The sequence below is a fragment of the Nocardioides sp. genome, from assembly GCF_016462705.1.
GTDB lineage: Bacteria > Actinomycetota > Actinomycetes > Propionibacteriales > Nocardioidaceae > Nocardioides.
On sequence record NZ_JAEMSS010000172.1, the window covers coordinates 1 to 8857 of the forward strand.

Below are 8857 nucleotides of genomic sequence, written 5' to 3' on the forward strand. Positions count from 1 at the left end.
TCCCCGCCCTCGCCGGCGGCGCCCGCACCGTCCGCGCCGCCCACCCTCGGGCCGCGGCCGACCGCCCCGCCGCCCTCGGCGGTGCCGGCGGTCCGGCCACCGGCACCCCCGGCGGTCACCGTCCCAGCGACCGAGCAGCCGCCGACCGAGCCCGAGGTCCGCCGGTTCATGACCGCCTCGGACTTCCTGGACCGCCGGGCTGAGCAGGAGGACCTCGGCCCGGCCACCTGGGGCTGGCGCGGCGCCGTCCGCCGGATGACCGGCGGCCTGATCACGCCCCGGATGGGCCCCGCCGAGCGGCAGTACGCCAACGACCGGGCGACCATCCAGCGGGACTTCGACGGTCCACGGACGATCGCGTTCATCAACCCCAAGGGCGGCGCGGCCAAGACGACGGGTGTCCTGGCGGCGGGCTACACGTTCGGGACGGTCCGCGGGGGCGGGGTCATCGCCTGGGACAACAACGAGACCCGCGGCACGCTCGGGATCCGAGGCAGCAGGAGCAACCACCGCAACACGACCCGCGAGCTGCTCGACGACCTGGGCCGGTTCAAGGACGTCTACCAGTCGCGGATCGGCGACCTCGGCGCCTTCGTCCGGTCCCAGGGCGACGCGCACTTCGACGTGCTCGCCTCCGACGAGAGGCCCGACGTCACGGGCCAGATCCACGCCGACGACTTCAACGCGATCCACACCCTGCTCGAGCGCTTCTACCGGCTCATCCTGGTCGACACCGGCAACAACATGCGGGCCGAGAACTGGCTGGCCGCCGCCGACGCCGCCGACCTCCTCGTGGTCACCTCGACGGTCCGCGAGGACACGGGCTACAGCGGTCTGTGGATGCTGGACGCGCTGCAGGACGCCGGCTACCAGAACCTCAAGTACAAGACGATCACCGTGCTGTCGGACCCGTCTGCCCAGGTCGACGACAAGCTGGCCGAGGACCTCGTCGAGGTCTACCAGCAGCGGACCCGGGGCGTCTTCCGGGTGCCGTACGACCCGGCCCTGGTGGCGGGGTCGGTGCTGCCCTACAACCAGCTGTCCGAGGCGACCCGGCGGTCCTGGCTGCGGGCCTGTGCGGCGATGGCGGCCGCGCTGTAGACGTAGACGCGGAACTAGAACGTGTTCTAGGTTCCGTCCATGACGATCAAAGTCGCCCAGTGGGCCACCGGGGGCGTGGGCAAGGCCGCCATCCAGGACGTGCTCGCGCACCCCGAGCTCGAGCTCGTCGGTGCCTGGGTGCACAGCGAGGCCAAGCACGGGGTGGACGTCGGCGAGATCATCGGCGGGGAGCCGGTGGGCGTGCTGGCGACGACCAGCCAGCAGGAGATCCTCGACGGTGACGCGGACTGCGTCGTCTACTCGCCGCTGATGCCCAACGAGGACGAGGTCGTCGCCCTGCTCAGGGCGGGCAAGAACGTCGTGACACCGGTGGGCTGGGTCTACCCGGACCCCGCCACCACGGGCGCCCTGCTCGCTGCCTGCGAGGAGGGTGGGTCCACGCTGCACGGCACCGGCATCCACCCGGGCGGGATCACCGAGCGGTTCCCGCTCATGGTGTCGGCTCTCTCGGCCGGTGCCACCCACGTGCGGTCCGAGGAGTTCTCCGACATCCGCACCTACGACGCCCCCGACGTGGTCCGCCACATCATGGCCTTCGGGGCCACGCCCGAGGAGGCGAGGGGCGGCATGATCGTCGGCCTGCTCAGCGGCGGGTTCAAGCAGTCGGTCCGGATGGTGGCCGCCGAGATGGGCTTCGACATCGACCCGGAGCTGACCACGCTGCACGAGGTCGCGGTGGCGACCGCACCCATCGAGTCGCCGATCGGCGTCATCGAGCCCGGGCTCGTCGCGGGTCAGCGGTTCAGCTGGCAGGCCACCGTCCGCGGCCAACCCGTCGTGACCGCGACCGTGAACTGGCTGATGGGCGAGGGCGCGCTCGACCCCGCCTGGGAGATCGGCCCCGAGGGGGAGCGGTTCGAGGTCGAGGTGACCGGCGACCCCTCGGTCAAGCTGACCTTCAAGGGGCTCCAGCCCGAGACGATCGCGGAGGGGCTGGTCCGCAACCCCGGCGTGGTCTCGACCGCGAACCACTGCGTGAGCGCGATCCCGTACGTCGTCGCGGCCGAGCCCGGCATCAAGACCTACCTCGACCTGCCGCTCATCGCCGGTCGTGCGGCTCCGCACCTGGCCAGGTGACCGGGCGGTGAGCATCCTCGACCGGTTCCGGCTCGACGGGAAGGTCGCCGTCGTCACCGGCGGCGGTCAGGGGATCGGCCGCGGCATCGCGATCGCCCTCGCCGAGGCGGGTGCCGATGTCGTCGTGGGCGCGCGCACCCAGGCCGACCTCGAGGAGGTCGTCGCGCGGATCGAGGAGACCGGCCGCCGCGGCCTCGCCCTCGTCACCGACGTGCTGGTCGAGGAGGACCGGGCCCGGCTCGTCGACACCGCCGTGTCGGCGTACGGACGCCTCGACGTCCTGGTCAACAACGCCGGTGGCACCGGACCGCGACCGGCGATGATGACCTCGGAGGGCTTCTTCGAGCGCGCGATGAGGTTCAACGTGACCCAGCCGTTCCTCATGAGCCAGCTCGCGGCGCAGGCGATGGTCGACACCGCCGGCTCCGGCTCGATCGTCAACATCTCGTCGCGGTCCGCCGACCTGGTGCTCAACAACTTCGTGGCGTACGCCGCAGGCAAGGCCGCGCTCAACCAGATGACCCGCAACCTGGCCGTCGAGCTGGCGCCGCTGGTCCGGGTCAACGCGATCGGCGTCGGCGGGGTCGCCACCAAGAGCCTCGAGGTCGTCCTCACCGACGAGGACCTGCGGCGCGAGTTCGACGCCAACACCCCGATGAAGCGCCCGGGCACTCCCGAGGACATCGCGGCCGCTGCGCTCTACTTCGCCTCGCCGGCGTCCTCCTGGGTCACCGGCAAGCTGCTGCATGTCGACGGCGGCACCGAGCGCCCCTCGGTGGACGCGCCGGCGCCGCCGCTGCGCCCGAGCTGACGGACCTCAGGACGCCGGCAGGTACACCACGCCTTCGAGGGAGACGTACTCGGCGTCCCCACCGAACAGCTGGACCTGGCCGTTGGGCTCGATGCTGATGCCGCCTGCAGCGCCGGAGAACGTGATGACCGGCGCGTCGATGGTGGTCGAGGGGCGGGCCGCTGCCGGCAGCGTGGTCATCAGGTCACTGACTCCGGAGGTCCTCAACAGGGTTCCGGAGAGGTGGACCAGGCCGGAGCCGTCGATGCGGTAGCCCGCGGGGGCGAAGCCGGGCGCGCCGGAGGTCCATCCCGTGGCGGGCGCCAGGGGCACGACGGAGGACAGGGGCGTGCGGTCGGCGACCGCGGCTCGGTCGGCCTGGGCTGCCGTCGGGACGGTGCCCAGCGACTTCTCCGCCACCTGCTTGCCGGTCACGGAGTCGGGCTTGAGCCGGTTGCCCGAGAGCGACTTCTTCTTGATGAGGGAGTTGCCGTCGGCCTTGCCGGCGGCGTAGCCGGCGGTGGTCGCGCCGGCCAGCGCGACGACGAGGGCGAGGACGGCGATCAGGAACGTGGGTGTGGGGCGTCGTGTCATGGGGAGGTTGATAGCAGATCCGCGCCGAGCACGTCAGGTCAGCGGGGCGGCCGGTCGCCCGAGTGGACGGCGCTCAGCGCGTCCTCGAAGAGCAGGGCGAGGTCGGCGGCGCCGTCCCGGGCCACCCAGCGCTCCAGGCCCGTCCGCAGCGCGGCCATCGCCACGGCGGCCACCATCCGCGCATCCGGGTCGTGGACGTCGGTGTCCAGCCGCTCGGCGAGCACGGCTGCCACGAGCTCCTCGTCGTGCAGCCACGCGGAGGCCATCCAGGCCTGGAGTGCGGGGGAGTCCCGGGCGATGCGCGCCTGCTCCAGGACCAGCGCGCGGGTGTCCGCGTCGAGGAGCTGGCCCAGGTCGCGGAAGCTCTGCGCCACCGCGGCCATCGGCGCGAGCTCGGCGGGCTGGGCGCGCAGGACCTCGAGGAGCTGCTCGACCTGGGGCCCGCTGAAACCCTCGGCGATCGCGGTCTCCTTCGTGGCGAAGAAGCGGAAGAACGTGGCCCGCGAGATGTCCGCCGCGTCGGCGATCTCGTCGACGGTCACCCCGGCGACCCCACGCTCGGTCGCGAGCCGGGCCGCCTCCGTGGCGATCCGGAGCCGGGTCGCTTCGCGCTTGCGCTCCCGGAGGCCCGGGACCCGAGAATGATTCATAGTCTCAATATTGACAGAGTCTCACAATCGGGTCCAGAGTCCCGCCATGACGACCACCGACGACCTGCTCGCGGAGGCCTCGCAGCGTGCGGGCGGCCTCACCGACACCGGCGACGACCTCACCGTCCCGCTCGCCTTCTTCACCGAGGCCCTGGAGCAGGAGGCCCGGCTCACCGACTTCGGTGACCTCGTCGCGCGGGAGCGGATCCTGCTGCACCTGGTCAACCGGCTCAACTACGTCGAGGACCGCAAGAAGTACCCGGAGATCGCCGAGCAGCGGGTCGAGCGCCCGGTCTTCATCATCGGCTTCCCCCGGACGGGCACCACGATCCTGCACGACATCCTCGCCCAGGATCCCGCCAGCCGCGCGCCGCTCACCTGGGAGACGATGTTCCCCTCACCGCCGCCCGAGGCGGCGACGTTCGGCACCGACCCGCGGATCGCCCTGGCGGCGTCCTTGATGCCCACGCCGGAGAACGAGACCGAGAGCGACCGGATCTTCCGCGCGATGCACCCGATCGGGGCCGAGCTCACCCAGGAGTGCGTCGTGCTCATGGGCGAGACGATGGTGACGCCCCTGTTCCACAACCAGTTCCGGGTGCCGACCTACATGGACTGGGTGGACCAGCAGGCCGACTTCGGGCCCGTCTACGACTTCCACCTCCACCAGCTCCAGCACCTGCAGAGCCGCGGCCCGGCCCACGACCGCTGGGTGCTCAAGACCGGCGCGCACATGTGGGGGCTCGAGCACCTGCTGCGGGTCTACCCGGACGCCCGGATCGTGTTCACCCACCGCGACCCGGTGCGGTCGGTGACGTCCTACGCCAGCCTGACCGCGCACGTACGCCGGATGTTCAGCGACGAGGTGGACCCGTTCGAGATCGCCGAGGACTGGACGGCGCGGCTCGAACGGGTGGTCACCCGGACGCTGGAGCTCCGGGCCGCCCAGGAGTTCCCCGAGGCGTCGTTCTACGACATGTACTTCACCGACTTCGTCGCCGACCAGTTCGGAGTCATCCAGGACATCTACCGGGCGCTCGACCTGGAGCTGACCGACGAGGCCGCCCGGGCGATGCAGGCGTTCATCGCCGACAACCCCAAGGGCAAGCACGGCCTGCACACGTACACGCCGGAGGAGTACGGCCTGGTGCCCGAGAAGATCCGGGAGCAGTTCTCCACCTACATCGAGCGGTTCGGCCTGTCGACGGAGTAGATACCCTCGTGAGCTGGGCGTGCTTTCCGTGCGGTCGGCGGGTCTTCGGGCTGGGCGTGGTGCCCGGCCTGCTGGCGGCGCGCTCAGCGGCAGGGCTCCGGCCCCGCCGCCCGCATGCGCGGGCACCACCGGTGACTGATGCAGTGACCCGTGCGATGGCTGGGACGGTTGAGGTGGCCGGGACCAAGCTCGCGACACAGTTCGCGTCGACCGGGACGGGCCTGAGCCTGGAGGCTTGGCTTGTCAGGCGAACTGCGTCGCGAGCCACCGGTGGCGGGGGCATGCGGCGGCGCGGGCGGAGTAGTTGAGCAGAGTCCCGCGTCGTCGAGCGCGCCGCCCGCGGAGCACCGACCGACAGCGTCGGTCGGGTACGCGCGCGGCCGCCACGCCCAGCACCAAGAACGGGCACTCACGCGGTCACCACGCCGACGACGGCGGGCACGTCGCCCGGGCGCGAGGGGTAGGGTGACCGCGATCGACATCCTTTAACGAGCCGTCCCGTGAGGCGGAGAAGGAGGTCGGAGCGCGCATGACTGCGAGCCCTTCCGAGACACCCGAGAGCCCACCGTCCAGCGACGGCCGCACGGTCCTCGACGACCGCGACATCGCCCGGGCGCTGACCCGGATCGCGCACGAGATCCTCGAGCGCAACCGGGGCGGCCGCGACCTCGTCCTGCTCGGCATTCCGAGCCGCGGGGTCCCGCTGGCCCGGCGGATCGCCGAGCGGATCGCGGCCGTGGAGGGGTTCGACGTCCCGGTCGGCTCGCTCGACGTGACGATGTACCGCGACGACCTCCGGCTCAAGCCCGCCCGCACCCTGATGCCGACCGACATCCCGGCCGGCGGCGTCGACGGCAAGGTCGTGGTCCTGGTCGACGACGTGCTCTTCTCCGGCCGCACCATCAGGTCCGCCCTGGACGCGCTGAACGACGTCGGCCGGCCGGCAGCTGTGCGCCTGGCCGTCCTGGTGGACCGCGGTCACCGCGAGCTCCCCATCCGCGCCGACTTCGTCGGCAAGAACCTGCCGACCTCGCTGGTCGAGCGGGTCAAGGTGCGGGTCGCCGACACCGACGGCGTCGACGCGGTGACCATCGAGGGCGAAGGTGACGGCCAGTGAAGCGCCACCTCCTCAGCGCGGCCGACCTCACCCGCGACGACGCGGAGCTGGTCCTCACCACCGCCGCCGAGATGCGCGCGCTGGCCGACCGGCCGATCAAGAAGCTGCCCGCGCTGCGCGGCCGCACCGTCGTCAACCTGTTCTTCGAGGACTCCACGCGCACCCGGATCTCCTTCGAGGCCGCGGCCAAGCGGCTGTCGGCCGACGTCATCAACTTCGCCGCCAAGGGCTCCAGCCTGAGCAAGGGTGAGAGCCTCAAGGACACCGCGCTCACCCTCGAGGCGATGGGCGCCGACGCGGTCGTGGTCCGGCACGGGTCGAGCGGTGCGCCGCACCGGCTCGCGCACTCCGGCTGGGTGCGCTCCAGCGTGGTCAACGCCGGCGACGGCACCCACGAGCACCCGACCCAGGCCCTGCTCGACGCCTTCACGATGTGGACGCACCTGGGCGAGTCCAAGCCCGGAGGGCTCGAGGGCCGGCGGGTCGCGATCGTCGGGGACGTCCTGCACAGCCGGGTGGCCCGCTCCAACGCCCTGCTGCTGCGCACGCTGGGCGCCGAGGTCACGCTCGTCGCCCCCCCGACCCTGTTGCCCGTCGGCATCGAGTCCTGGCCGGTCGAGACGTCGTACGACCTCGACGCAGTGATCCCCAAGGCCGACGCGGTGATGATGCTGCGGGTCCAGCGGGAGCGGATGAACGGCGGGTTCTTCCCGACGCCGCGCGAGTACAGCCGCCGCTACGGCCTGGACGCCCGCCGGATGGCGACGCTGCAGGACCACACGATCGTGATGCACCCCGGCCCGATGGTGCGCGGCATGGAGATCACCGCGGACGTCGCCGACTCGCCGCGGTCGGTGATCGTCGAGCAGGTCACCAACGGCGTGGCCGTCCGGATGGCCGTGCTCTACCTGCTGCTCGGCGGATCCGAGCCCGCCGTCGGCGCGACCGAAGGAGAAGAGTGACCACGTACCTGATCAAGGGTGTCTCGATCCTGGGTGGCGACGCCACCGACGTCGTGCTGCGCGACGGGCTGGTGGGCGAGATCGCTGCGGAGATCTCGACGAGCTCGATGACCGATGACTGCGAAGTCATCGAGGCGGCAGGCCTCATCGCTCTGCCCGGGCTGGTCGACCTGCACACCCACCTGCGCGAGCCCGGCCGCGAGGATGCCGAGACCGTCGAGACCGGCACCCGGGCCGCCGCCCTCGGCGGCTTCACGGCGGTGCACGCGATGGCCAACACCGAGCCGGTCGCCGACACCGCCGGCGTCGTGGAGCAGGTGTGGCGGCTCGGCCGGGAAGCGGGCTACTGCGACGTCCGCCCGGTCGGTGCGGTCACGGTGGGCCTGGCGGGGGAGCGGCTGGCCGAGCTCGGCGCGATGGCCGACTCCGCGGCGGGGGTTCGGGTGTTCTCCGACGACGGGAAGTGCGTGAGCGACGCCGTGCTGATGCGGCGGGCGCTGGAGTACGTCAAGGCCTTCGACGGCGTGATCGCCCAGCACGCCCAGGAGCCGCGGCTCACCGAGGACGCCCAGATGAACGAGGGCGAGCTCTCCGGCCGCCTGGGCCTCGCCGGGTGGCCGGCGGTCGCCGAGGAGGCGATCATCGCCCGCGACTGCCTGCTCGCCGCGCACGTCGGCTCCCGGCTGCACGTCTGCCACGTCTCCACCGCCGGGTCCGTCGAGATCATCCGCTGGGCGAAGTCGAAGGGGTGGAACGTCACGGCCGAGGCGTGCCCGCACCACCTGCTGCTGACCGACGACCTGGCCGCGACCTACGACCCGATCTACAAGGTCAACCCGCCGCTGCGCTCCGCCGCCGACGTCGCGGCGCTGCGGGCCGGGCTCGCCGACGGCACCATCGACTGCGTCGCCACCGACCACGCGCCGCACCCGCACGAGGACAAGGACTGCGAGTGGGCCGCCGCCGCGTTCGGGATGCTCGGCCTCGAGACCGCCCTCTCGATCGTCCAGGAGACGATGGTCGACCCCGGGCTGCTCGACTGGGCAGGGGTCGCCGAGCGGATGTCGCACGCGCCGGCGCGGATCGGGCGGGTGACCGACCAGGGTCGGCCGGTCGCCGAGGGCGAGCCCGCCAACCTGGTGCTCTACGACCCCGCCGTACGCCGGGCGGTCGACCCGACCGAGTCCGCCAGCCTGTCGCGCAACACGCCCTACCGGGGGATGGAGCTGCCCGGCAAGGTGGTCGCGACGTTCCTGCGCGGCCGGGCGACGGTCCTCGACGGCAAGCTCACCTGACCGGCGACTCCCCAGGAGGGGACGTTCGCCCCTGACC

The 8857-nt window shown here is 72.1% G+C and carries 9 protein-coding genes; 7 read left to right on the forward strand and 2 right to left on the reverse strand.

The features are described from left to right. Positions 1-168 precede the first annotated feature (168 nt). From JHD21_RS17850 to JHD21_RS17860, 3 genes are read left to right on the forward strand one after another with little or no spacing between them, the layout of a single operon-like run. The gene (locus JHD21_RS17850) at positions 169-1101 is read left to right on the forward strand and encodes a hypothetical protein (protein WP_292677908.1); all 933 of its coding nucleotides are present in this window, start codon (positions 169-171) and stop codon (positions 1099-1101) included. Positions 1102-1140: 39 nt separating this feature from the next. Further along, complete coding sequence (locus tag JHD21_RS17855; RefSeq protein WP_292677910.1) at positions 1141-2199, forward strand: hypothetical protein; 1059 nt, start codon at positions 1141-1143, stop codon at positions 2197-2199. A 7-nt stretch (positions 2200-2206) separates the two neighbouring features. After that, positions 2207-3010 carry a glucose 1-dehydrogenase gene (locus tag JHD21_RS17860; protein ID WP_292677912.1) on the forward strand — a complete coding sequence of 268 codons (804 nt, stop codon included), beginning with the start codon at positions 2207-2209 and terminating at the stop codon, positions 3008-3010. 6 nt (positions 3011-3016) lie between these two features. Here the strand turns inward: JHD21_RS17860 and JHD21_RS17865 are convergent, their stop codons facing one another. Continuing rightward, positions 3017-3583, reverse strand: coding sequence for a hypothetical protein (locus tag JHD21_RS17865; RefSeq protein ID WP_292677914.1), 567 nt, complete (start codon positions 3581-3583; stop codon positions 3017-3019). Positions 3584-3621: 38 nt separating this feature from the next. Further along, positions 3622-4233 (reverse strand): TetR/AcrR family transcriptional regulator, encoded by a 612-nt coding sequence (locus JHD21_RS17870; protein ID WP_292677915.1) that lies wholly within the window; start codon positions 4231-4233, stop codon positions 3622-3624. Positions 4234-4279: 46 nt separating this feature from the next. Between JHD21_RS17870 and JHD21_RS17875 the strand changes: the two genes are divergently transcribed. The 4 genes from JHD21_RS17875 to JHD21_RS17890 all read left to right on the forward strand — a co-directional run bounded on the left by JHD21_RS17875 (position 4280) and on the right by JHD21_RS17890 (position 8820). After that, positions 4280-5446, forward strand: coding sequence for a sulfotransferase (locus tag JHD21_RS17875; RefSeq protein WP_292677917.1), 1167 nt, complete (start codon positions 4280-4282; stop codon positions 5444-5446). A 529-nt stretch (positions 5447-5975) separates the two neighbouring features. Continuing rightward, on the forward strand, positions 5976-6563 hold the full coding sequence (gene pyrR / locus JHD21_RS17880) for a bifunctional pyr operon transcriptional regulator/uracil phosphoribosyltransferase PyrR (RefSeq protein WP_292677919.1): 588 nt from the start codon (positions 5976-5978) through the stop codon (positions 6561-6563). Then, complete coding sequence (locus JHD21_RS17885; RefSeq protein ID WP_292677921.1) at positions 6560-7525, forward strand: aspartate carbamoyltransferase catalytic subunit; 966 nt, start codon at positions 6560-6562, stop codon at positions 7523-7525. Before pyrR ends, JHD21_RS17885 begins: the two co-directional genes overlap by 4 nt. Further along, positions 7522-8820, forward strand: coding sequence for a dihydroorotase (locus JHD21_RS17890; RefSeq protein WP_292677923.1), 1299 nt, complete (start codon positions 7522-7524; stop codon positions 8818-8820). The genes JHD21_RS17885 and JHD21_RS17890 overlap by 4 nt, the downstream gene beginning before the upstream one ends. The last annotated feature ends 37 nt before the right edge of the window (positions 8821-8857 follow it).